We start from the raw sequence: 21349 nt of genomic DNA, 5'->3' as shown, positions 1-21349 counted from the left end.
GTGCAGGCCGGTAATCCTTTTTTGCCCAGTTGTGGTGCATGGTGAACAAAGTATTGATCTAAGGTGGTGGTATTGCGCAGCGTCACTCTGGCCTCAATCAGTGCAGGAATTTTGGCGGCGGTCAGTCCGGCGGCGGCGGAAAGCTGTGCCGAATTGCGCATGGTCAAAGGCGGGCTGGTGGTGCAGGTCACCGACGGCGATACCATCGTGCTCGATAGTGGGATCACGGTGCGGATGATCGGGACACAAGCGCCAAAATTGCCATTGGGTCGGGAAGGGTTTCCAACCTGGCCGCTCGCCGAAGAGGCGAAGGCGCAGCTTGAAGCACTAGCGCTCAATAAGCGCGTCCAATTGGGTTATGGTGGGCAAGAGATCGACCGCTATGACCGCTCGCTCGCCCATGTGTTTGTCGAAGACGGCGAGACGCTGATCTGGTCGCAACTGCATATGGTCGCGAACGGCTTGGCGCGGGTCTATTCTTTCCCCGATAATCGCAAATGCCTCGGCCCGCTTTTGGCCGCCGAAGCGCGCGCGCGCGTCGAAGGCCTTGGCATTTGGGCCAACTCCTATTATCGAGTGCGACAAGCAGACCGGCCCGAGATGCTCACAGATCGCGTCGGCGACTACGAACTGGTTGAGGGCAGAGTGTTAACCGCCGAAAAGAGCGGAGCACGTGTTTATCTCAATTTTGGCCGTTTCTATAAAGAAGACTTCACTGTGGTGATCGAGGGGCCGGCTCAACGGCTCTTTGATGACGATAGTATTGATTTGCTGGCGCTGGAGGGTGCGCTGGTGCGAGTGCGTGGATGGGTGGACGATCGGGACGGTCCACGCATCGAGGTGACCCATCCCGAACAGATCGAGGTACTTGGGCGGCAATGACCACGCTTCCTAAAAAATTTGCCCTTCGTGCCTCCGCCTTGGCGGTTAGCGTGTTTGCTATAACGGCTTGCTCCTCGATTACGGGCTCCAACATCAGCGTTGGCCGGACCGGGGACAATCCTGCGCCTTCAGTGTCGCAGGAAACGCTCACGGGCGACGATGCCATTGGCCGTCGCGAGCATCCGCGCATTGTTGCAACCTATGGTGGGGTCTATGAAGACCGCCAAGCCGAGATCATGGTTGCGCGGATTGTGGGCCGCCTGTTGGCTGCCGCAAACCAGCCCAATGTGCAGTTCCAAGTGACGATCCTCGACACCTCGGAAGTGAACGCTTTTGCGCTCCCGGGCGGCTATATTTATGTGACCCGCGGGATTTTGGCGCTGGCCTCGGATACGAGCGAGCTGGCGGCCGTTCTCGCGCACGAAATTGCCCACGTGACGCTGCGCCATGCGCGCGCGCGCACCGACAAGACCCGGACCACACAAATTGTGGACCGCGTGGTCACAGGGATTTTCGGTGGGGATAAATCGAGCGATGCCGCTGCCGATCGGACGCGTCAATCCTTGGCGGCCTTTAGCCAGAACCAAGAGCTTGAGGCGGATCGTGAAGGGATCAAGTTTGCCGGTAAGGCTGGCTATGATCCAACCGCTGCGGCGCGCTTCTTGGGCGTTATGAGCCGGTTTGCGGCCTTCTCGGCCGGTGCTGCTAAGGGCGATGGTTTCTTGTCATCGCACCCATCGACGCCAGCGCGCGTTGAGACCGCGTTGAGCTCGGCACGCTTGTTTGGTGCGGGTGCTGTTGGTGAGACCGATCGCGAGGGGTATCTGGCGGCCATCTCTGGCATGACCTTTGGCGATAGTCCGGCGCAGGGCAGTATTGTGGGCCAGCGCTTCGTTAATCCGGCGCGCAAGTTCACCTTTGCCGTGCCGCAAAACTATGCGCTGCAAAATGCGCAGAGCGCGGTTGTGGGCGTAGCGGGCGATGGGGAAGCGGTGCGCTTTGATAGCGCGCAGGTCCAAGGCAATATGGAGCTGACGGCGTACCTCAAGTCCGGCTGGATAGCGGGCCTGAAGGCCGACACCGTTCAGGCGCTGAATTACAACGGCATTGAGATGGCGTCGGGCCTCGCGCAGACGGACCAGTGGTTCTTCCGCGTGGCGGTGATGCGTATGGATGGCGAAGTGTATCGCTTTATCTTTGCGGCCAAGGCTGACAGTCAGCGTTTTGCGCAGGGCTTTGATACAACGCTCCAAAGCTTCCGTCGCACGACGGCGGCCGATCTGGCCCCGATCCGGAAAACCTCTATTCGTTTGGTGACGGCTAAGGCTGGGGATACGGCCAATAATTTGGCAGCGCAGATGGCCAATATTCCGGCCGGACGCGACCTGTTCTTTATCTTGAACAACCTCTATCCGGGCGATGAGCTCAGAGCCGGTCAGCGCTATAAAATCGTGGCGGTGCAGTAGCGCTTAGAGGTTGGCGGCTTTTTCAGCAAAAATATTGGCCGCGTTCCCGTATTTGAGCAGATTTTCAATGCTGGGGCCGAGCACAGAGGCTGAAGCTAGGGCCGTCAGGCTGAGAAGCGCGGCAATGAGCACATATTCGATCGCTGTGGCGCCACTGGTGTCACGTATAAAGCGCGAAAATGTTGTGCTCAGCATAGGGCCTCCAAACTTGCCCTATGCCGCTCTCCTCAAAGCAGATCGCACAGGGCCGCGATGAGCGGTTCATCGGCTGGGGGCATGGGGTAATCTCGCAGAGCCTGCGGGCGGACCCATTTGAGGGCCTGGTGCTCGTTGGTTTGCGGCGTGCCTTGCCACTTCCGACAGGCGTAAAGTGGCATCAACAGGTGAATATTATCGTAAGAATGGGATGCAAATGAAACCGGTGCGAGGCAGGCCTCCTTGGTTTCAATACCCAGTTCTTCGCGCAGTTCGCGGATAAGGGCTGCCTCTGGCGTTTCGCCGGGTTCGACCTTCCCACCGGGGAACTCCCACAGACCCGCCATGTTCTTGCCCTCGGGGCGCTGGGCGATCAGCACGCGACGGTCGGCATCGACAAGAGCGCAGGCGACAACAAGGAGAATAGGCTTATCGCTCACTTGGGGGCTCCGGGGATGCGGTAGTGATAATCATATTGATGGGTGTAGCCGAGCTCTGAATAGAGCGCGATAGCGGCCGGATTGTCGCCTTGGACATTGAGGGCGGCAAATTTGGCGCCCTGTTTTTTGGCCCAAGCCAGGCCCGAGTTCATCATGGACTTGGCGAGCCCCTGACGGCGACGTTGGGTGTCAGTGATGACATTGCCGGTGATGACAATGCCATCGGCAATGGCCATGAGGCCTGAGGCCACGGCTTGCCCATCACGCGTGAGCACCACGCCGGTGGCGGGCACCTTCAAAACCGCCATCAGATTTGTGAACCCGGTCAGCGTCGTGTCGTCATAAGACTGAAGCTGCTGCTGAGCTGCGACAAATTTGGGGTCCGTGACGCTGAGGAAATGCGCCTCGGCGTCTGCTTCATGATCGCCTAGGTCCATCGCATAGACATGGCTGAGATCAATGGTTTGCCAGCCCGACTCGTCGAGCGTGGCGGACACTTCAGGAGCCGCGAGCGGGGTGATGCGGAAAACTGGCTTGGTTTTGCGAATGATCATCCACGTGCTGGCCGAGATGATGCGAAGATCGGCGTCTTCGAAATCATCAGGGTCAAAGCACTGGGTTGAGTTGGCGCGTTTGGTGTAGCCACCTGATGCGCGTCGTACCCAAGAGCCATCCCATTTTTCTTCGATGCCGGGCCAGGCGGATAGCCCGGCGCGTTCAATCGCTTCGACGTCTGGGATGCTCATTGTGGTACTCCGCGTGACGACCGAATTAGCTCCGGTAGTCGCCGTTGATGGTGATGTAACCGTGGGTCAGATCGCAGGTGTAGATGGTGGCGCGGCCTTCGCCCATGCCGAGCGATACGGTGAGCTCAAGCTCTTCGCCCTTCATGTAAGCGCTGGTGGCGGCTTCATCATAACCATGAGCGCGCTCGCCATCCTTGGCGACGACGAAATCGCCGAAGCGGATGGAGAGCTTATCGCGGTCCGCTGGCTCGCCGGCCTTGCCGACGGCCATAACCACGCGGCCCCAATTGGCGTCTTCGCCGGCAATGGCGGTCTTGACCAATGGGCTATCAGCAATGGCCTTGCCGATGCGGAAGGCGCTTTCGTCAGAGACTGCGCCTTCGACGTGGACGGACACTTGCTTGGTGGCGCCTTCGCCATCGCGGACAGTGAGGATAGCCAATTCGAACAGCACGTCAGCCAAGGCCTGGCCGAAGATTTCTGCGCGCGGATCATCGAGCGATGCAATCGGCTCGACAGCGGCCTTATTGGTGGCGAAAACCAGCAGCGTATCGGAGGTGGAGGTGTCGCTATCAACGGTGATGGCGTTGAAGGTGGTCTGGACGTGACGGCTGAGGAGCGCCTGCAGAACCGGTGCTGCGATCGGCATGTCGGTGACGACAAAGCTCAGCATGGTCGCCATGTCCGGCGCAATCATGCCCGAACCCTTGGCAATACCGTTGATCTTGATCTCAGTGCCGTCAATGTCCAGGACAGCGCCGGAGAGCTTTGGATAGGTGTCCGTGGTCATGATGGCCTTGGCAGGCTCGATCCACGGCATGAGGTTCATGCGGGTCGCGGTTTCGTCGAGAACGCCATCAAACTTGGACGCATCGATCAGCTCACCGATAACGCCGGTCTGAGCGATGAACACTTCCGAAGGGGAACAGCCGAGCGCCTTGGCAGCGGTTGCGGCGATGTGCTTGACGCTTTCGCGGCCCTTCATGCCGGTGAAGGCATTGGAATTGCCCGAGTTGACGACGAGGCCACGGGCGATGCCGCCGGGCAGGTTTTCGCGGCACAACTCGACAGCGGCCGACGAGCACAGCGAGCGCGTGAGAACACCAGCAACGGAGGTGCCTTCATCAAACGCCATCAACAGAACGTCGGTGCGGTTCTTGTACTTAATGCCAGCTTCGGCAGTGGCGAAGCGAACGCCTTCAATCGCTGGGAGCTCGGGGAAAGTCTTCGGCGCGAGCGGTGATACCGGAATTGCGGCCATGGGCGAAACCTCAAAGGCAAATCGATTGCTTTCCGGTTTGCCTCAAAGGTGTGACGGACGCAAGGCAGAGCAGAAGGAGTGTAACTGCAGTGCGGTGTTTTTAACCAATAGGCTTACGCCCGGTGATGAATTTTGCAAACCGGCGGTTGATGAAAGGCGAGATGAGTATGGCAAGGCTTGAGCTGACCACTGGCACTAAAATCAAAGTTCTTTGCCAAAGTTCCCAAGTTTGGGTCAGCGGGCCAAGTGCGTAGAGCCCAAGAGTGACGAGGGGATAAACGGCAATGGTGAGGAGGAGGGCCAGTCTGACGCGGGCGGGGATAGGCATGTCTGGGATCTCTAATGAAACGATACGTTTCGTATGTAATGAAACGGGCCGTTTCGTTCAAGTCTTTTCTTCGAGTGCCGCCTCAGGCATATTCGGGGGATGGACCACAAAGACTCTCAAGCTGACCCCACCGGCGCTGTGACGCGAAAATCAATCGGCGCGCGCCGCAATCCGGCGAGCCAAGAAGCCATTCTGGATGCGGCGGAAGCCGTGCTAAAAGAAGGCGGCGTGGCTGGGTTTTCGATTGAAGCGGTCGCTAAAAAGGCCCGTGCTGGTAAGCCAACCATCTATCGCTGGTGGCCAAACAGGACCGCGCTAATGCTCGACGTCTACCGGCGGTTTAAAAACGAACGCCCGTTTCCCGACACGGGTAGCTTGCGCGCGGACCTTGTCGCATTCCTCGACAATCAGCTGCTCGGGTTCTGGCACAACAGCCTCGCCGCCACGGTCTATCGCGCGCTGATTGCCGAGGCGCAGACCGATCAAGCGGCGGCCGATGCGCTTTATGCGTATCAGGAAGGCCGCAAAGCTGTGGTTATTGAAATCATCGAAAAGGCCAAGCTGCGTGGGGAGTGCGCGCCCGAGGTCAATTCCGAGTTGATCGTTGATCTCATCGTCTCCTACGCATGGCACCAGCTTTTGCTTGGGCGGGTCGAGGCGGCCATGGGGACAATCGAGGCCGTCGTCGATAGCGTGCTGCGCGGCGCGTTGAACAGCACCACAAGATAAAAAAAAGCCCGGTGCGAGACCGGGCTTTCTTCGTACAGTGTGACGAGGATTATTGAGCGGGGGTAGCCGCTTCCGCTTCTGCGGCTTCCTGTTCGTCGAACTTGGCCTTGAGGGCCTCGTCGTTAATGGTGATGTCCAAGCCATCCATCAGTGTGGTGACCTTGTCGTTGAACGTGGTCATCATCAGCTGCTGCTGGATTTGGCCTGCAACCTGTTCAAAGGTTGGCGGAGCCGACTGGCGCTTTTCTTCAAGCTTGATGATGTGCCAGCCGAACTGGGACTGAACTGGCGCCGAAATGTCGCCGGTGTTTTCAAGCGCGAAGGCCGCTTCTTCGAATGGAGCGACCATCATGCCCTTGCCAAAGAAACCAAGATCACCACCGTTGGCGGCACCTGGATCAATGGAGTTTTCAGCCGCGAGCTTGGCGAAATCTGCACCCTTGTCGAGCTCGGCCTTGAGTTCATTGGCCTTTGCTTCCTCTTCAACGAGGATGTGGCGGGCGTGAACTTCGTCTTCCGGAGTGTATTCGGCAACGAACTTGTCGTACTCGGCGCGGGCGGCTTCTTCGGTCACGCTCGCAACGATCTGTTCGTTGAAATAGGCGCGACGCAGAGCGCGTTCTTCGAGGTAATCAAGGCGCTGAGCGAAGGTCTCGGTCTTGTCCATACCCGCTTCGCGAGCCGCTTCAGCCATCACCTTCATGTCGATGAGGATGCGCACGAGAAACGCGCGACGTTCGTCGGGCGGGAGCTGTGCCAGATCCTGTGCCATGTCTTCGGCGGCGAAGGTCAGGTCAGCTTCGGTAATGGAGTGCGCGCCAATGGTGGCAACGACCGCATTCTGATCAGGTGCTGCAGGAGCGGCGTCTTGCGCGTAGGTGGCAAGAGCAGGAACCGCGAGCAGGACTGTCGCGAGGCTAGCAGCGCGCAGCAGGCGCAAGGCAGGGTTCTGCATAGGGATTAGGTCTCTCCTTTGCCGATGTCGGATCGGCACTACCGAATCTTTGTTCTTTCCGGCTCGCACGACATGACGGCTAAAATGTGCCGTGCACTCCGTTGTGTCTGGCACTATAAATCTATCGCAACGCCCGGAAAGTCAGAGGCTTGCTGTGGTGTGGCTGATTTCGGATACGTTGACAAGACCACCCCTCACTCTTACATCTCACCCGCTTTTCCAAAAGCATGGGCCCGCTGTCGCGCCCAACCAAAATCGCGCAGTGGACATGCAAGACTTCGCTCAGAGAAGCTGATTAGGCTTTTTCTGATGAGTCGCGATGAGTTGAGAGACGCCATAGGCGCTGTCCTTAACTCGTTATGACTCCGAATTAAAAAGGACCAGAACACATGGCACTTACTGCTCTTGCCCGGAAAATCTTCGGGTCACCGTCCGATCGACAGGTGAAGCGGTATCAGAGCAAGGTAGCGGCGATCAACGCGCTGGAACCGGAACTGGTCAAGCTTACTGACGAGCAATTGCGCGCACGCACCACTGAGTTCAAGCAAAAGCTTGAGCAGGGCGCTTCGCTCGATGATTTGCTTATCCCCGCTTTTGCGACCGTGCGTGAAGCCGGTAAGCGTGCCTTGGGCATGCGCCACTTCGATACGCAGATGATCGGCGGCATGGTCATGAATGACCGCGCTATCGCTGAAATGCGCACCGGTGAAGGCAAGACGCTGGTTGCGACTTTGCCAATGTATCTCAATGCGCTGACCGGTAAGGGCGCGCATCTGGTGACCGTGAACGACTACCTTGTGCGTCGCGACGCGCAGTGGATGGGTCAGCTCTATAATTTCCTCGGCCTCAACTATGGCGTTGTGGTGCCAGGCATTTCGGACACCGAGCGTAAGGCGGCTTATGCGGCCGATATTACCTACGGCACCAATAATGAGCTCGGGTTCGATTATCTTCGCGACAACATGAAATACTCGCGCGCCCAGATGGTGCAGCGCGGGCATGAATTTGCGATCGTCGACGAAGTGGACTCGATTCTGGTCGACGAAGCGCGGACCCCTCTGATCATTTCGGGTCCGTCGGAAGATCGTTCTGATCTTTATGTGAAAATCGACAAGCTGATGGCGATCATCGGCGAGGGCGATTTCGAGCATGATGAAAAGCAGCGTTCGGTGACGCTGACCGATCAGGGCACGGAAAAGCTGGAAGAAGCACTGGCGGCCGAAGGCCTGCTCAAGAGCTCGTCCATGTATGACGTTGAGAACGTGGCGCTGGTTCACCACGCCAACTCGGCTCTGCGCGCCCACAAAATGTTCCGTCGCGACAAGGACTACATCGTTCGTAACGATGAAGTCGTGATCATCGACGAGTTCTCGGGCCGCATGATGGCGGGCCGCAGGTATTCGGAAGGCCTGCATCAGGCGCTTGAAGCCAAGGAAGGTGTCAAGATCCAGCCAGAAAACCAGACGCTGGCCTCGATCACCTTCCAGAACTATTTCCGTCTCTACAAGAAGCTTGCTGGCATGACCGGTACGGCGGCGACGGAAGCGGAAGAATTTGCGGACATCTACCGTCTCGGCGTGATCACTGTTCCGACCAATCTGCCGGTTCAGCGTATCGACGAAGACGATGCGATTTTCCGTACGGCAGACGAAAAGTTCAATGCCATCGCCGACCTGATCAAGGAATGTCAGGATCGTGGTCAGCCGGTTCTGGTGGGCACGACCTCGATTGAAAAGTCGGAAATGCTCGCTGACCTTCTGCGCAAGAAGAACGTTGGTACGATGAACGTGCTCAATGCTCGTCACCACGAGCAGGAAGCGTTTATCGTTGCGGACGCGGGTCTGCCGGGCGCCATCACTATTGCGACCAACATGGCTGGTCGCGGTACCGACATTCAGCTCGGTGGTAACCTTGAGATGCGCATCCAGCGGGATGCGGAAGGTCTTGAGGGTGCTGCGCGCGATGCCAAGATCGAAGAGATCAAGGCCAAGATCGCCGATGACAAGGCCAAGGCACTGGCGGCAGGCGGGCTGATGGTTATCGGCACGGAACGCCATGAGTCGCGTCGTATCGACAATCAGCTGCGTGGTCGTTCGGGCCGTCAGGGTGACCCCGGTCACTCAAAGTTCTTCCTGTCGCTGCAGGACGATCTGATGCGTATTTTCCCTGTCGACAGCATGGATTCCATGCTCGGCAAGCTTGGTCTTGAGCAGGGCGAAAGCATCACGCACCCTTGGGTTACCAAGGCGATTGAACGCGCGCAGGGCAAGGTTGAAGCCCGCAACTTCGATATTCGTAAGAATATCCTGAAGTACGACGACGTTATGAACGATCAGCGTAAGGTGATCTTCGAACAGCGTCTCGAGTTCATGGATGCGGAAGACGTATCTGAAACCATCACAGAAATGCGCCACGAGGTGGTGAGCAATGTGGTGGGCAAGGCCATTCCGCCGCGCTCTTATCCCGATCAGTGGAACATTGAGCAGCTGACCGCTGCGACCAAGACCTATCTCAATGTTGACGCGCCTATCGCTGAATGGGCTGCGGAAGAAGGCATTGAAGCCGAGGTTGTTGAAGAGCGTATCCGCGAGGCGGCAGACGCTGTCATTGCGGCCAAGCACGAGAAATACTCGGGCGAAGTGATGAAGCAGGTCGAAAAGACGATCCTGCTGCAGTCGCTCGATGGTCTCTGGCGCGAACACCTCGTGATGCTTGACCACCTCTCCAAGGTTGTCGGCTGGCGCGGTATTGCGCAGCGCGACCCGCTGACCGAATACAAGCAGGAAGCCTATGAGCTGTTCCAGTCGCTGCTGGCGAACCTGCGTGAATTGGTGACGACGCAGCTCTCCCACGTTGAGTTGCAGGTGCGCTCGCCTGAACAAGAACAGGCTCTTGCGCAGCAGCAAGCGCAGGCTGCGCAGGGTCTTGCAGCGGCCGCCGCAGCGTCTGCTGCGCTGGCTCCGCAAGTGGCTCGCGAACCCTTGGCGCCAATTGATCCGGCTCTGCTCGTCGGCGTTTCGCGCAATGCGGATTGCCCATGCGGTTCGGGCAAGAAGTTCAAGCACTGCCATGGTGCCTTCGCTTAAGCGAACGGCATCCAGAATTGAAAAGGCCCGGAGCGATCCGGGCCTTTTTTATTGGGGGGTTAGCAGGTGACGCGTATTTCAGCGTAGCCGGTGAGGCCTTCGTCGCCCGAGGAGGTGACCGAAACGGTGCAGGTCGAATTGGGCAGTGGGACCGCGACGCCAGAGGGGACAATTGTTCCGTCCACAAGGGTGATGTAGCCGCTGTCGACAAGGCTGACGTCGATCGTGGCGGGCTGATCGCAGATGGGGTAGCTGTCGCCAGTGGTGACGAGGAGGCGCATGCCTGCGGGTAAGCAATCATCGCTCACGCCTGCTGTGGGCGCTGGGGTGGTCAGGGGAGCGGGCACAGGCGCTGTTGTAAGCGGCGACGCTGGAGTAGGCTCTGGGGCGCTTGTTTGGCGCTCTTCGAGAGCGGTAAGGCGTTCCGTGAGGGCGCTGAGCTGCTGGGAGCCGGAATTTGAATTGCTGCCACGGGCGTAAAGATCAAGGCTGACGCGGAGCTGCGCCAACTCGGTCGAGAGGCGCATAATCTCGTTTTGATTGGCGAGGTGCAGCGTCGCTGCTGCGCCGGCTACGCCAATGGCCACGATCATGCTGGCAATCGAGAGAACAATCGGAATTTTGGACGGCCGCGCCACAGGAGGCTGGTGATCCTCGGACGCAAAGTCTTCGGCTGGAACGATGGTTTCATCGATCAGTGTGGACGAAATATCGGGCTCAACACGGATGTCCTCGTCTCGGCGATCCGGCGTATCGGCTTTTTTCTCGTCCACGTCTGTCTCCTAAGGTCCCCTGCCATTGCAGCATAGTGGGGCCGGAATGCGGCACCAACGCGTGTTATGGGCGTTGGGCTGCAGAGGTGGGCAGTGTAGCAGGCTTGCCGGTGAAGACCGGTGGAATGTTTGGGTTCTGGCCGGGGTTGCCAAGACCAATGGCGCTGCCGATGCCGGAAACAAAGCCGGTGATGGCTTCGCTGCGCTGCTTGAGGGCGGCCTCGGTGGCAGCGGCGCGTTGGGCGGCGGTCATTTGAGCGTCCATCAGCTTTTGCAGCGCGGCTTCGTCAGCGGCCACCTTCGACTTTACAGCGTCGCTCAAGCTTGTCGGCGGGCAGGCACCCATGGCGTCGAGTGGGCCAGAGCTTTTTGGGTTGAAGATGTAGCGGCCTTCGCAAACGTCCCAAGTGGGTGGAACTTTGTTGATGTCGAAAGCTTCGTAGCCGACCTTGATGTTCTTCCAGAACTCAAGATGCGGGCTGGTGGCATGCTTGGCCATATTGGCCGTTGTCATGCGGAACGGATAGATTTGCAGCTGGAAGGTGGGGTTGCCACCCTTAAAGCTTTCGCGGGCCAGCGCATAAATTTCAGCGATGCCCTCGTCGGTCATGGCATAGCAGCCGACCGATTTACAATCGCCGTGGACCATCAGGTTCGAGCCGGTGCGGCCGTGGGCGCGGTCAAATTTGTTCGGGAAACCGGTGTTGAACGCGAGATAATAGTTGGACTTGGGATGCATCAGGCCAGGCGAGATGGTGTAAAAACCTTCGGGGCTCTGACGATCACCTTCCTTGAATTTCGGGCCGAGATCGCCCGAATAGGAGCAGATCTCATAGGTCTTGAAGAGGCGATATGTGCCGTTGGCAGACTTCTTCCAAACCTCAAGAATTTCTTCTTCCTTGAAGATACGGATGACCATGCCGTCGCTGGGCGACGAGCTGATGTTGCGCAGCGCCTGGACCATTTCTCCGGTGAGCGGAATATTGTGGCGATTATCGCCACCTTTGACAAAGCTTGAGCACGCCGCCAGCGCTAAAGTCACAAGCGACAAGACAACGAAAGCGCCAAGACGGTTGAAGAAGGTGGACAATTGTCAGCTCTAGTTAGAAGCGCCGGAGACAGCGCACAAGGTTAGCGCATTATGACTTGTCGCGGTGAACGAAGCCTTATCAAGGCGCCAATTCTACGCGCTTCGCTTTTGGCTCACGATACTGTGTAGGAGGGCACAGGCACAAAAAAAACGCCCCGGAAATCCGAGGCGTTTTTAATTCGTGATCGGTGCCAGACCTTAGAGGTTGGTCCCAATGGCGAGGAATTTCTCGCGGCGGTGTTCGCGGGTTTCGAGGCGCGACTTGCCATCGAAATCCTTGAGGAAGGTCGCAATAGCGCGGCGGGTCGATTCCATGATCGCCGGATGGTGGCGATGGGCGCCGCCAGTGGGTTCGGTGATAATGCCGTCGATGACGCCAAAGCCCAAGAGGTCCTGTGCGGTGATCTTCTGCGCGGTTGCCATGTCCTGAGCGCGGGCTGCGTCGCGGAACAGAATCGATGCACCCGCTTCTGGCGAGATGACCGAATAGATGGCGTTTTCGAGCATCAGCACGCGGTTGGCTGTGGCAATGGCGATAGCGCCACCAGAACCACCTTCACCGATGATGATCGCAAGGTTTGGAACGCCCAGCTCAAGGCCCTTTTCGGTCGAACGGGCAATGGCTTCTGCCTGACCGCGCTCTTCAGCGCCGATGCCAGGATAAGCGCCTGCAGTGTCAACGAAGGACAGAACCGGAACCGAGAAACGATCGGCCATGTCCATGATGCGAACGGCTTTACGATAGCCTTCCGGATTGGCCATGCCAAAATTGTGCTTGAGGCGTGTCTCGGTGGAGTTGCCCTTTTCCTGGCCAAGGATGGCCACGGGAACACCGTTGAAACGGCCGAAGCCTGCTTGCAAAGCTGCGTCTTCACCGAACTTGCGGTCTCCGGCGAGCGGGGTCCATTCGGTAATGAGGGTGCGCACATAGTCAGAAAAATGCGGACGCTGTGGGTGACGCGCGACCTGTGTCTTCTGCCAAGGGGTGAGCTTGCGATAAATCTCCACCAGCGCTTCGTCGGCGCGTTGGGAGAGTCGCGTCACTTCCTCATCAATGGAGACAGCCTGATCGGTCTGCGCCAAGGATTTGAGTTCAGCGATCTTTGCTTCCAGATCGGCGACTGGCTTTTCGAAATCGAGATAAGACTGCATCCCACCGCCCGTAGGGGTCATTGTTTAAACGCAAAAGCGCCTGCGCTGCTGTTGCGCCTTAAAGTGGCCGGAAAGTGGCGGCGACGCAACGCAGAGTCAAGCTTAGCGAGAGAATTGGTTCCAATTTCGTGAGGATGGAGCATCACGAGTTGGCCAAAGGGTGATGCGTTTCGACCAGATCGCGCAGTTTTTCGTCCAGAACATGGGTGTAAATCTGGGTTGTCGAAATATCGGCGTGGCCAAGCAGCGTTTGGACAATGCGCAAATCTGCCCCACCGGCGAGCAGATGGCTGGCGAAGGCGTGGCGGAGAACGTGGGGTGCGACTCGGTTTGCGGAAATGCCGGATCGGGCCGCCAGCGCTTTCAAATCGCGGCCAAAGACCTGACGGGCCAAATAGCCATCCTCACCCTTGGCTGGAAAAAGCCAAGGACCGGGCGGCAGTTGCGTAAGCCAAGAGCGCACAGCATCTCGTGCACGGTCGTTCATAGGAACAACGCGCTCTTTTTTGCCCTTGCCCACGACGGTGATGTAGGCGGCTTCGCGCAGTACCGCAGCACGGCGCAGACTGACCAGCTCAGAAACGCGCAGCCCGGTGGCGTAGAGCAGTTCGAGCAGCACATAAAGGCGCTGGGCATTGAGCTGTTTTGCCGGCTCCTGGGAGGCGTTTGCTTCCTCTTCGGCGAGCGAGAGCAGTTTATCCACTTCTTCCACAGAGAGCACTTTGGGTAAGGCGCGCGCCGTGCGCGGAGAGGCGACAATGCGTGTTGGATTATCGCCGCGCAGATTGTCGGCGCAGAGGAATTTGTGGAACTGGCGAATGGCCGATAGGCGGCGCGCGGCGGAGGAGGCCGACAGGCCTGTGGCATGCAGCCAATCGAGATAGGCCGTCACACTGTCGCGCGTGCAGGTGAGTAGGGTCTCGCTGCGGTCGGCAACGAAATCGGCATAGTCATTGAGATCGCGGCGGTAGGCATCGAGTGTATTGGCCGCCGCGCCGCGTTCGGCGCTCATCATTTCAAGAAAAGCGCCGACGAGATGGGTCCCACTCATTGGGCAGCTGGCTGGCTGGTAACATTGGGCTGCGGCAGCATCGACCCTGCGCCCGTGCCGCCGTTTGTGCCTGCGCCGGTTGGCCCGAGAAGGTCACGCGTCGGCACGCGCTGGCTAACCTCTTTCGGGGTTGGCTCGACAAAGCTGATGAGGGCGAACATGCCAGCATAGACCAAGCCGCCAAGGAAAATCAGCGTGATGAGCATCCGGAATAGTGTAGGCATTTTGGTCCTTCGCGCCGCGCGCCCGGCCTGATGAGTGCGCAAAATCTGCTGATGTGTTTCTGTGGTCAATCTGACCGATTTCACGCTGTTTAATCAACTGGTCCAAGGCTTCGCTTGACAGCTTGCGCGCTGATCGGTTGAAAGCGAGAGTGAATGCAGAGGGCCTCAGGTGAAAAACGGCGACGGCGGCGGTGCGAAGCAAGGCCGGGCGAAGGCCCTGGTGAACAGACTTGGGGGCAAGCCGATTGTGCTCGTGGGCATGATGGGCGCGGGCAAAACGACCGTTGGGCGGCGCTTGGCCAATCGCATGGGGCGCCTCTTTGTCGATAGCGACGAAGAGATCGAACGCGCGGCGCAAATGACCATTCCCGAGATTTTCGCTCAAAGGGGCGAAGTCGAGTTTCGCGCTGGCGAGCTGCGCGTTATCTCGCGTCTTCTCAAAGAAAAAGACATTATCCTGGCGACCGGTGGCGGTGCTTTTGTGCAGCCCGAAACACGCGCGGCGATCAAGGATGAAGGCCTTTCTGTCTGGCTCAAGGCTGATGCGGATGTGTTGTTTGAGCGCGTCTCGCGCCGCTCCAATCGTCCGCTTTTGCAGACGCAGGACCCAAGAGGAACGCTTGAGAAGCTCATTGCTGAGCGCTACCCGATTTATGAAGCGGCTGACGTGACGGTGATGAGCCGTGATGTGCCGCAAGAAACTGTTGCGACAGACATCGTGTCGGCGGTTCTCGACTACCTCAGGACAAAGAAATAATGGCTCAAATCGACCACACCGTGCATGTCGCGCTGGGCGAGCGCGCCTATGACATCCTCATCGGGCCGGGCCTTCTGGATGATGCGGGTGCTGTTCTGGCAGAAAAATTTCCGGGGCGTCGCTATGGCATCGTCACCGATGAAAACGTGGCTCGGGCGCAGCTGCCGCGTCTCGTCAAAAGCCTAGAAGACGCGGGCCTGTCGTACAGCACAGTGGTTGTTCCTGCCGGGGAAGCCAGCAAGTGCTATGCGGTGCTCGAAGATGTGGTCGAGGGATTGCTGTCGGCGAAGTTGGAACGCGGCGACCTCGTCATTGCGCTCGGTGGCGGCGTGATTGGTGATCTGGCAGGCTTTGCAGCCTCGATCACCCGTCGCGGCATGGATTTCATCCAGATGCCAACATCGCTTCTGGCGCAGGTCGATTCGTCGGTGGGCGGCAAGACCGGGATCAACTCCCCGCATGGCAAAAACCTTGTCGGCGCTTTCCATCAGCCAAAGCTGGTGCTGGCCGATCTCTCGACACTCGATACGCTTGATGCGCGCCAGTTCGCGGCGGGTTATGCCGAAGTGGTCAAATACGGCCTCATCGATGACCCTGAGTTCTTCGATTGGTTGGACGCTAACCGGGTGGAGATTTTCAATGGCGGCGTCGCCCGTGGCGAAGCCATTGCGCGGTGCTGTGCGCATAAGGCGCGGGTCGTCATCGAAGACGAAAAAGAAATCGGCGTGCGCGCCTTGCTCAATCTTGGGCACACCTTTGGCCATGCGTTGGAAAAGGACACTGGCTATTCCGACCGGCTGCTGCATGGCGAAGGCGTTGCCATCGGCATGGTCTTGGCTCATGGGTTTTCGACCAAGCTCGGCTTGGCGCCGGGGCAGGACAAAACCCGGGTAGAGGCGCACTTGAAGGCCGTCGGCTTGCCTACCACATTGGCAGATATTCCCGGACCTCTCGGTTCGACCGAGACGTTGATGGCCGCCATCGCGCAGGACAAAAAGGTGAGCCGGGGTGCTCTGACATTCATTCTGACCCGCGGGATCGGACGCTCTTTCATAGAAAAGAATGTCGACCCCACGGCGGTCAGAGATTATCTCAACGAGATGCGCGCTTAGGCGTCACTCGGATTTCAGCACTTGGATGTTGAGCGCATGGATTTGCGTCTTCAACTCATCGTTAAGTGCTCCCATAACAGCGCGGTGTTGCGCAATGCGTGTCATCCCGTCAAAATTGCGGGTCGCGATTCTGACACGAAAATGAGTTTCACCGCCTTCGCGCCAGCCGGCGTGGCCCGCGTGGTGGTGAGATTCATCGATGACCTCAAGATGGGTGGGGTCGAATTGTTCTGTGAGCTTGGCTCGAATGGTGTCCACCATGGACATTGGGTCGGCTCCGCTTTGGTTTGAAGACGTAACTAGAGCATCGGGTTGAAAGAGGGAAACCGCTTTTCAACCGCCCCGATGCAACAAATGAGTGCAATGAAACCGCAATCTAAGCTCTTCGATAGTATCCGCATTAGTAAGCGTCAGGATGACAAGCCTGCCGCGATCGAGATCACGTGTGATTGGGAAGGCTGCCAAGAGGCCGGCGAATATAAGGCTCCAAAGGGCCCGCGCTCTGAAGGTCAGTACCATACCTTCTGTCTCGAACACGTCCGTCACTACAACAAGGCGTTCAACTATTTTGCTGGCATGAGCCCGGAAGAGCTCGACGAAGCGCTACATACGCCGCCCAAGGCGGAAAGCCGTTCGACCTTTGCTACAGGCAATCCGGGGGCTGCACGCGCTGCGAGCACACAGATGCCGGGCCGCCCAGGCGACAAATATGGCGATCCGTTTGGTGTCTTCGCTCGCTACCGCTATCAGCAGAGCAAGAAGCCAGCCTCGGAACGCGTTAAGCCGCTGAGCGAGCTTGATCGTCGTGCGCTGGAAACCATGGGCTTTGCCGCCCGTGCAAGTTCTGACGAGATTAAGACCGCTTACAAGAACCTTGTAAAGCTGCACCACCCGGACGTTAACGGCGGCGACTCTTCGTCTGAAGAGCGTCTTCGTGCGGTTATTGCAGCCTATTCTCAACTCAAGAAATCAGGTCTGGTGGTGCGCTAAGTCTAGGGGCAAATAGGGGTGATCCAACACCTACCCGCCCAGAGACGAAGCTGCTATAGACGCTGTGCCTAATTTGCCAGTTCAGATAATCGACGAGCCCAGACCATGACTGAATTTGCCAACCTGCCCGACACTGAATACAGCGCGCGGGAACTCTTCGGTATCGACACCGATATGAAGGTCATGGGCTATAAAGAGCGCACCGATCATGTGCCGCCGCTCGATCCCGATTATCTGTTCGACCGCAACACCACGCTGGCGATCCTTGCAGGCTTTGCCTACAACCGCCGCGTGATGGTGCAGGGCTATCATGGCACGGGTAAGTCGACCCACGTTGAGCAGGTTGCAGCGCGTCTGAATTGGCCGCTGGTGCGCGTTAACCTCGACAGCCACGTGTCGCGTATCGATCTCGTCGGTAAGGACGCGATCGTGCTCAAGGACGGCAAGCAAATCACCGAATTCCGCGACGGTATTTTGCCGTGGGCGGTGCAGAACAATGTCGCTCTGGTGTTCGACGAATACGATGCTGGTCGACCGGACGTGATGTTCGTGATCCAGCGCGTTCTGGAACAGTCGGGTCGTTTGACCCTACTCGACCAGAACCGCGTTATTGTTCCGCATCCGGCGTTCCGCCTGTTCTCTACCACCAACACCATTGGTCTGGGCGATACTTCGGGCCTTTATCACGGCACGCAGCAGATCAACCAAGGTCAGATGGACCGTTGGTCGATCGTCACCACGCTGAACTACCTGCCACACGACAAGGAAGTCGGCATCGTTCTGGCCAAGAACAAGGTCTATGCCGAAACTGAAAAGGGCAAGAAGACCGTGTCGAACATGGTTCGCTTGGCCGATCTCACCCGTTCCGGCTTCATCAATGGCGATATCTCGACCGTGATGAGCCCCCGTGGCGTGATCACCTGGGCTGAAAACGCGCAGATCTTTGGTGGCGATGTTGGCTTTGCCTTCCGTCTCACCTTCCTCAACAAGTGCGATGAGCTTGAACGCCCGGTTGTGGCTGAGTTTTATCAGCGCGTCTTCGGCGAAGATCTGCCGGAAAGCTCTGCCAACCTGGCAGTGTCGGCCTAATTTTTGAAACGCCGCTCTTGGGGGTCTCCTCAAGAGCGGTGTTCTAAAAAGGTCATGGAACGAGGTTCTTGCCCACTGGCAGGAATGACGCCGGAATAGAACGGTGCGTCGGCGTCCGCACACCGGATGAAACCATGGCAACTCCTCCTCGCAGCAAAGCCAATAAGCCAGACCACACGCAGGTGTTCAAAAGCGCCATGGGCGCGACTGTGCGCGCCATTGCTGGCACTGCTGAGCTGGAAGTCACCTTCACCGCTGACCGTCCCCTTCTGACTTCGGATAAGGCGCGGATTGCCAATCTGCCGCGACTGCCGAGCAAGCGCGATATTGCTATTGCCCGTGGGCAGGGCGACGCCATGGCGATGCGTCTGGCCAGCCACAACCCCGAAACGCACCGCAAACGCGTCCCCATGGACCCGCAGGCCCGCGCCGCTTTTGATGCGCTCGAACAAGCCCGCGTTGAATCTCTAGGCTGTATCCGCATGGAGGGGATGGGGCACAACATCCACGAAATGTTGGAAGACCGCCTGTTCCGTGCCAATTTTGCAGAGGTGTCCGAGCAAAGCGATGCGCCGCTCGCCGAGGCCTTGGGCCTGATGCTGCGTGAAAAGCTTGCGGGCGTGCCTGTGCCGCCGTCAGGCCATGCGCTGGTTGATCTCTGGCGTGGGGAAATCGAAGCTAAGGCTGGCACCTCTATTGAGGCGCTGCTGAACACCTACGAAGACCAAGACGCGTTCTCGAAGGCTGCGCGCTCCGTGCTGCGCGATCTCAACCTGCTGGCCGAGGGCGAGCTGGACGATCCTTCGGAAAACGACGAGGACAATGCTGACGAGAACCAGCCCGAGCAGGCGCAGGGTTCAGACCAATCGCCAGAAGACGGCGAAGGGGAAAACGAAGAGCAGAATTCCGATCAGGATCAGCAGAGCGGGGAAAGCGAAGAGACCGGCGACGTTGAAGGCATGGAAGCCGATATGGCTGACGTGGACGAAGACGCCGAAGCGGAGTCGGGCGAAGACGCGCCGATGCCGCCGCCCGCTAAGGACGCTGACACCAAGCTCTCCAACACCTTCAATTACAAGGTGTTTACGACCAAGTATGACGAGATCGTCAAGGCGGCCGAGCTGTGCCCGCCTGATGAGCTTGATCAGCTACGGGCGCTGCTCGACAAACAGCTGGAAAATCTTGCTGGTGCCGTTGCGCGCCTCGCCAATAAGCTGCAGCGCCGCCTTATGGCCAAGCAGAACCGCTCCTGGCAGTTTGACCTCGAAGAAGGCCTGCTGGATAGCGCGCGGCTGACCCGTGTTGTCACTGACCCAATGCAGGCGCTGAGCTTTAAGGTCGAAAACGACACTGACTTCCGCGATACGGTTGTCACTCTGCTCATCGACAATTCTGGCTCGATGCGCGGTCGCCCGATCACCATTGCGGCGATCTGTGGTGATATCTTAGCGCGGACGCTGGAGCGTTGCGGCGTCAAGGTTGAGATCCTTGGTTTCACCACCCGCGCCTGGAAGGGCGGCAAGAGCCGTGAGGCTTGGCTTGAGGCCAATCGTCCGCAGAACCCGGGTCGCGTCAACGACATCCGCCACATTATCTACAAGGCGGCCGATGAGCCGTGGCGTCATGCGCGCCGCAACCTTGGCCTGATGATGCGCGAAGGCCTGCTCAAGGAAAATATCGACGGGGAAGCACTGGAATGGGCCCGCAAGCGGCTGATGGCGCGCCCTGAACAGCGTCGCATTCTGATGGTGATTTCAGACGGTGCGCCGGTCGATGACTCCACCCAGTCGGTGAACGCTGGCAATTACCTCGAAGCGCATTTGCGCCAAGTGATTGAAGATATTGAAACACGCTCGCCCATTCAGCTGGTGGCGGTGGGTATCGGTCACGATGTGACCCGTTACTATCGCCGGGCGGTCACCCTGCTCGATGCTGAAGAGCTGGCAGGCGCGCTGACCGACGAATTGGCCTCGCTGTTTGATGAAGAGCTCCCCGCCCAAGCGCGGAGACGGACACGCCGATGATCCGAAGCCTAGGCGCTGCTGCTGTTATCCTTGCTTTGACCATGCCGGTCAGCGCAGTGGATGTGACGGTTTCGGCAGCGCCGGTGTTGCGGTTCAAAGGGGTAGACGTTGACCAATGGGTTGATGGGCTGATCTTTCGCGGCGGGGTAACGCTGCAAAGCCAAGACGACACTTTTGGCGGCCTATCGGGCCTGACGCTGACGGGCGCGAACCAGCGCGTTGCCTTCGTCTCAGACCGGGGCAATTTCGTTTCTGGTCAGCTGGCTTACGACCAAAGCAATCGTCTTTTTGGCTTTATTGGCGTGAGCATAGAGCCCATGCGCAACTCCAAAGGCGAGGTGCTGCCGCGCCAGTTTGCGCGCGATGCCGAAGGCGTCGACACGGTCTGGCGCGATGGTGTGCCATCGGCCGTTCGGGTGGGCTTTGAGAACCTGACGCGGGTCGCCGATTTTGCTATCACTGATGGCCGTCCGGGCGGGGCCGCACGGGAAGTGGCCGTTCCTGAGTGGGTCAGCCAAGCACGAACCAATCGGTCGCTGGAGGCCATCTGTGTGGCTCCTCCAGCCTCCCCGATTGGGGGCTCGACCCTGTGGCTGATGGAAGATGTTCTCGACGGCGACGGTAATCACCGCGGCACCATTTTGGGCAATCGCGACAAGGGTGATGTGAGCTATGTCAACTCGCCAGTCGTGAACCCAACCGATTGCAAATTCCTGCCCAATGGCGATTTGCTGGTGCTTGAGCGGGGTGTGCAATTGATCAGCTTTGTCATGCGCTTAACGCGTGTGAAAGCGGAGGATGTGCAGGCCGGAAATCTGATGGGGGGCGAGGTGTTGCTCTCGGCGCAGGGCGGCGAGATCGACAATATGGAGAGCTTGCTCGTCCATCAGGCCCCCAATGGGGAAACCCGAATTGTCATCGGCTCGGACAATAATTTCAACGATTGGCAGCGCACGCTGCTGCTGGAATTTGCTCTGCCGGAGTGATCCCCGGCAGAAG

Annotated in this window: 20 protein-coding genes and 2 pseudogenes; 10 read left to right on the top strand and 12 right to left on the bottom strand. The window is 58.4% G+C overall.

Going from position 1 to position 21349, the window contains the following annotated elements:
• The first annotated feature begins 72 nt into the window (after positions 1–72).
• Both HKD40_RS09550 and HKD40_RS09545 read left to right on the top strand, forming a co-directional pair.
• Positions 73–882, top strand: a complete 810-nt coding sequence (locus HKD40_RS09550) for a thermonuclease family protein (RefSeq protein WP_248305994.1) — start codon at positions 73–75, stop codon at positions 880–882.
• Complete coding sequence (locus tag HKD40_RS09545; protein WP_169195514.1) at positions 879–2348, top strand: M48 family metalloprotease; 1470 nt, start codon at positions 879–881, stop codon at positions 2346–2348. The genes HKD40_RS09550 and HKD40_RS09545 overlap by 4 nt, the downstream gene beginning before the upstream one ends.
• Before the next feature lie 3 nt (positions 2349–2351).
• Here the strand turns inward: HKD40_RS09545 and HKD40_RS09540 are convergent, their stop codons facing one another.
• From HKD40_RS09540 to HKD40_RS09520, 5 genes are all read right to left on the bottom strand, one after another.
• On the bottom strand, positions 2352–2543 hold the full coding sequence (locus HKD40_RS09540; protein ID WP_349236464.1) for a Flp family type IVb pilin: 192 nt from the start codon (positions 2541–2543) through the stop codon (positions 2352–2354).
• Between the two features lie 32 nt (positions 2544–2575).
• Entirely contained in the window at positions 2576–2983 is a 408-nt protein-coding gene (gene mutT, locus HKD40_RS09535) for an 8-oxo-dGTP diphosphatase MutT (RefSeq protein WP_169195513.1), read from the bottom strand.
• Entirely contained in the window at positions 2980–3729 is a 750-nt protein-coding gene (locus tag HKD40_RS09530; protein WP_169195512.1) for a GNAT family N-acetyltransferase, read from the bottom strand. The genes mutT and HKD40_RS09530 overlap by 4 nt, the downstream gene beginning before the upstream one ends.
• A 25-nt stretch (positions 3730–3754) precedes the next feature.
• A complete protein-coding gene (gene argJ / locus HKD40_RS09525; RefSeq protein WP_169195511.1) occupies positions 3755–4990 on the bottom strand; it encodes a bifunctional glutamate N-acetyltransferase/amino-acid acetyltransferase ArgJ in 1236 nt (411 codons plus the stop codon).
• A 100-nt stretch (positions 4991–5090) separates the two neighbouring features.
• Complete coding sequence (locus HKD40_RS09520; protein ID WP_169195510.1) at positions 5091–5318, bottom strand: hypothetical protein; 228 nt, start codon at positions 5316–5318, stop codon at positions 5091–5093.
• 99 nt (positions 5319–5417) lie between these two features.
• Here HKD40_RS09520 and HKD40_RS09515 point away from each other — a divergent pair, with 99 nt between their 5' ends.
• Positions 5418–6047 carry a TetR/AcrR family transcriptional regulator gene (locus tag HKD40_RS09515; RefSeq protein ID WP_169195509.1) on the top strand — a complete coding sequence of 210 codons (630 nt, stop codon included), beginning with the start codon at positions 5418–5420 and terminating at the stop codon, positions 6045–6047.
• 49 nt (positions 6048–6096) lie between these two features.
• Here HKD40_RS09515 and HKD40_RS09510 read toward each other — a convergent pair whose 3' ends face one another.
• The gene (locus HKD40_RS09510) at positions 6097–7002 is read right to left on the bottom strand and encodes a peptidylprolyl isomerase (protein ID WP_169195508.1); all 906 of its coding nucleotides are present in this window, start codon (positions 7000–7002) and stop codon (positions 6097–6099) included.
• Positions 7003–7391: 389 nt separating this feature from the next.
• Here HKD40_RS09510 and secA point away from each other — a divergent pair, with 389 nt between their 5' ends.
• The gene (secA, locus tag HKD40_RS09505; RefSeq protein ID WP_169195507.1) at positions 7392–10088 is read left to right on the top strand and encodes a preprotein translocase subunit SecA; all 2697 of its coding nucleotides are present in this window, start codon (positions 7392–7394) and stop codon (positions 10086–10088) included.
• A gap of 59 nt (positions 10089–10147) precedes the next feature.
• On the opposite strand, the gene HKD40_RS18060 is transcribed toward secA, so the two are convergent.
• The 5 genes and pseudogenes from HKD40_RS18060 to HKD40_RS09480 form a co-directional block, all read right to left on the bottom strand.
• Positions 10148–10861 carry a hypothetical protein gene (locus HKD40_RS18060; protein WP_169195506.1) on the bottom strand — a complete coding sequence of 238 codons (714 nt, stop codon included), beginning with the start codon at positions 10859–10861 and terminating at the stop codon, positions 10148–10150.
• Between the two features lie 307 nt (positions 10862–11168).
• Positions 11169–11780 (bottom strand): annotated as a pseudogene (locus HKD40_RS18180) (murein L,D-transpeptidase family protein); the annotation flags it as partial.
• 369 nt (positions 11781–12149) lie between these two features.
• Positions 12150–13103 carry an acetyl-CoA carboxylase carboxyltransferase subunit alpha gene (locus tag HKD40_RS09490; protein ID WP_169195505.1) on the bottom strand — a complete coding sequence of 318 codons (954 nt, stop codon included), beginning with the start codon at positions 13101–13103 and terminating at the stop codon, positions 12150–12152.
• Between the two features lie 142 nt (positions 13104–13245).
• On the bottom strand, positions 13246–14154 hold the full coding sequence (locus HKD40_RS09485) for a site-specific tyrosine recombinase XerD (protein ID WP_169195504.1): 909 nt from the start codon (positions 14152–14154) through the stop codon (positions 13246–13248).
• A gap of 101 nt (positions 14155–14255) precedes the next feature.
• Positions 14256–14378, bottom strand: a pseudogene (locus HKD40_RS09480) (histidine kinase); the annotation flags it as partial.
• Positions 14379–14547: 169 nt separating this feature from the next.
• Between HKD40_RS09480 and HKD40_RS09475 the strand changes: the two are divergent.
• Complete coding sequence (locus HKD40_RS09475) at positions 14548–15135, top strand: shikimate kinase (RefSeq protein ID WP_169195503.1); 588 nt, start codon at positions 14548–14550, stop codon at positions 15133–15135.
• On the top strand, positions 15135–16247 hold the full coding sequence (gene aroB, locus HKD40_RS09470) for a 3-dehydroquinate synthase (protein ID WP_169195502.1): 1113 nt from the start codon (positions 15135–15137) through the stop codon (positions 16245–16247). Before HKD40_RS09475 ends, aroB begins: the two co-directional genes overlap by 1 nt.
• Before the next feature lie 3 nt (positions 16248–16250).
• Here the strand turns inward: aroB and HKD40_RS09465 are convergent, their stop codons facing one another.
• Positions 16251–16514, bottom strand: a complete 264-nt coding sequence (locus tag HKD40_RS09465) for a BolA family protein (protein ID WP_169195501.1) — start codon at positions 16512–16514, stop codon at positions 16251–16253.
• 96 nt (positions 16515–16610) lie between these two features.
• Between HKD40_RS09465 and HKD40_RS09460 the strand changes: the two genes are divergently transcribed.
• From HKD40_RS09460 to HKD40_RS09445, 4 genes are all read left to right on the top strand, one after another.
• The gene (locus HKD40_RS09460) at positions 16611–17237 is read left to right on the top strand and encodes a DnaJ domain-containing protein (RefSeq protein WP_169195500.1); all 627 of its coding nucleotides are present in this window, start codon (positions 16611–16613) and stop codon (positions 17235–17237) included.
• A 105-nt stretch (positions 17238–17342) separates the two neighbouring features.
• Entirely contained in the window at positions 17343–18326 is a 984-nt protein-coding gene (gene cobS, locus HKD40_RS09455) for a cobaltochelatase subunit CobS (protein WP_169195499.1), read from the top strand.
• A 134-nt stretch (positions 18327–18460) separates the two neighbouring features.
• Positions 18461–20350, top strand: coding sequence for a cobaltochelatase subunit CobT (gene cobT / locus HKD40_RS09450; protein WP_169195498.1), 1890 nt, complete (start codon positions 18461–18463; stop codon positions 20348–20350).
• The gene (locus HKD40_RS09445; protein WP_169195497.1) at positions 20347–21336 is read left to right on the top strand and encodes an esterase-like activity of phytase family protein; all 990 of its coding nucleotides are present in this window, start codon (positions 20347–20349) and stop codon (positions 21334–21336) included. The genes cobT and HKD40_RS09445 overlap by 4 nt, the downstream gene beginning before the upstream one ends.
• Positions 21337–21349: the final 13 nt, after the last annotated feature.

The sequence above is a fragment of the Devosia sp. MC1541 genome, from assembly GCF_012847305.1.
In the GTDB taxonomy this organism is placed as follows: Bacteria; Pseudomonadota; Alphaproteobacteria; order Rhizobiales; family Devosiaceae; genus Devosia.
The sequence above is the reverse complement of the archived record's forward strand: the minus strand, read 5'-3'. Positions and strand labels throughout refer to the sequence as shown.

Bases quoted from the DNA above. Each gene is read 5' to 3' on its own strand.
- HKD40_RS09545 (WP_169195514.1), top strand. From the start codon at position 879: ATGACCACGCTTCCTAAAAAATTTGCCCTTCGTGCCTCCGCCTTGGCG.
- HKD40_RS09540 (WP_349236464.1), bottom strand. From the start codon at position 2,543: ATGCTGAGCACAACATTTTCGCGCTTTATACGTGACACCAGTGGCGCC.
- HKD40_RS09530 (WP_169195512.1), bottom strand. From the start codon at position 3,729: ATGAGCATCCCAGACGTCGAAGCGATTGAACGCGCCGGGCTATCCGCC.
- argJ (WP_169195511.1), bottom strand. From the start codon at position 4,990: ATGGCCGCAATTCCGGTATCACCGCTCGCGCCGAAGACTTTCCCCGAG.
- HKD40_RS09520 (WP_169195510.1), bottom strand. From the start codon at position 5,318: ATGCCTATCCCCGCCCGCGTCAGACTGGCCCTCCTCCTCACCATTGCC.
- HKD40_RS09515 (WP_169195509.1), top strand. From the start codon at position 5,418: ATGGACCACAAAGACTCTCAAGCTGACCCCACCGGCGCTGTGACGCGA.
- HKD40_RS09510 (WP_169195508.1), bottom strand. From the start codon at position 7,002: ATGCAGAACCCTGCCTTGCGCCTGCTGCGCGCTGCTAGCCTCGCGACA.
- secA (WP_169195507.1), top strand. From the start codon at position 7,392: ATGGCACTTACTGCTCTTGCCCGGAAAATCTTCGGGTCACCGTCCGAT.
- HKD40_RS09490 (WP_169195505.1), bottom strand. From the start codon at position 13,103: ATGCAGTCTTATCTCGATTTCGAAAAGCCAGTCGCCGATCTGGAAGCA.
- HKD40_RS09485 (WP_169195504.1), bottom strand. From the start codon at position 14,154: ATGAGTGGGACCCATCTCGTCGGCGCTTTTCTTGAAATGATGAGCGCC.
- aroB (WP_169195502.1), top strand. From the start codon at position 15,135: ATGGCTCAAATCGACCACACCGTGCATGTCGCGCTGGGCGAGCGCGCC.
- HKD40_RS09465 (WP_169195501.1), bottom strand. From the start codon at position 16,514: ATGTCCATGGTGGACACCATTCGAGCCAAGCTCACAGAACAATTCGAC.
- HKD40_RS09460 (WP_169195500.1), top strand. From the start codon at position 16,611: ATGAAACCGCAATCTAAGCTCTTCGATAGTATCCGCATTAGTAAGCGT.
- cobS (WP_169195499.1), top strand. From the start codon at position 17,343: ATGACTGAATTTGCCAACCTGCCCGACACTGAATACAGCGCGCGGGAA.
- cobT (WP_169195498.1), top strand. From the start codon at position 18,461: ATGGCAACTCCTCCTCGCAGCAAAGCCAATAAGCCAGACCACACGCAG.
- HKD40_RS09445 (WP_169195497.1), top strand. From the start codon at position 20,347: ATGATCCGAAGCCTAGGCGCTGCTGCTGTTATCCTTGCTTTGACCATG.